Source organism: Polynucleobacter sp. IMCC 29146, assembly GCF_021395195.1.
In the GTDB taxonomy this organism is placed as follows: Bacteria; Pseudomonadota; Gammaproteobacteria; order Burkholderiales; family Burkholderiaceae; genus Polynucleobacter.
Map to the genome: position 1 here is coordinate 1 of NZ_JAJVCR010000029.1, position 1,199 is coordinate 1,199.

Below are 1,199 nucleotides of genomic sequence, written 5' to 3' on the forward strand. Positions count from 1 at the left end.
GGTAATCCCCCCACCCCTTAATCTGAGTTAAAAGTAGAATTTCTAAGTTGTTTGATTTAAAAGGAAATTCGATGAAAAACTCCCGTTTTACTGATAGCCAAATCATGGCCATCCTCAAGCAAGCGCAAGCTGGCGTGCCAGCCCCTGACCTGTGCCGTGAGCACAACATTAGCTCGGCTAGCTTTTACAAGTGGCGCGCCAAGTACGGCGGTATGGACGCCTCAATGATGTCTCGTGTTAAGGAGCTCGAGCTTGAAAATGCCCGCTTAAAGAAGATGTACGCGGAGGTTCAGCTCCAAGCGGATGTGCTAAAGGAAGTCTTACAAAAAAAGTAGTTCGGCCATCTCAAAGACGTGAGATGGCCAGCCAAGAGGTTAAGAGTGGGCGTATGAGCATCCGTTTAGCTTGCGATACCTTTGTGATTAGCCAGACGTGCTATCGCTATTGCCCTAAGCTATCAACCGACAATGCCCTCATTGCTAATTGGCTGGTGCGCCTTACTCAGAACCAGCGTAATTGGGGTTTTGGGCTTTGCTTCTTATTTTTACGCAATGTGAAGGGCTTTACTTGGAACCACAAACGGGTCTACCGCATCTACCGGGAGTTAGAGCTCAACTTACGCATCAAGCCCCATAAACGCTTGGTTCGCGAGAAGCCTGTGCCATTGGCAGTGCCCGCTGGGATTAATGACACCTGGTCCATTGATTTTATGCATGACCAGTTGCACGATGGTAGATCCATTCGCTTGTTTAATGTGATTGATGACTTTAACCGGGAAGCTTTAGCCATTGATATTGATTTTTCCATACCAGCAGCCAGAGTCATCCGCGCACTAGATCAAGTGATTGAATGGCGTGGCAAACCCCTCAAAATACGTTGTGATAATGGCCCAGAACTAGTAGGTAGCGTGCTTGTGCAGTGGGCTAGCAAGCACCACATAGAGATGGCCTATATCCAACCAGGCAAACCCCAGCAAAATGCCTATATTGAAAGGTACAACCGTACCGTAAGGTACGATTGGCTTAACCAGTACTTATTTGAAACCATTGATCAAGTTCAACACTTTGCCACTGACTGGATGTGGACATACAATCATGAAAGACCGAATATGGGCTTAGGGGGAATTACACCTAAGCAAAAACTAGCACTTGCAGTACCAGCCTCTACTTTTAGCTTATGTTAAAAATGGGGGGATTACC

The 1,199-nt window shown here is 46.8% G+C and carries 1 protein-coding gene; it reads left to right on the plus strand.

The genetic code is table 11. From position 1 onward, the window contains the following. Positions 1–71: 71 nt before the first annotated feature. Positions 72–1,183 (plus strand): IS3 family transposase gene (locus LZT22_RS12645; RefSeq protein WP_233925660.1). Its coding sequence is split into 2 segments (ribosomal slippage): positions 72–318 and positions 318–1,183, totalling 1,113 coding nucleotides; the frame shifts between segments, so codons are not numbered across the junction. Positions 1,184–1,199: the final 16 nt, after the last annotated feature.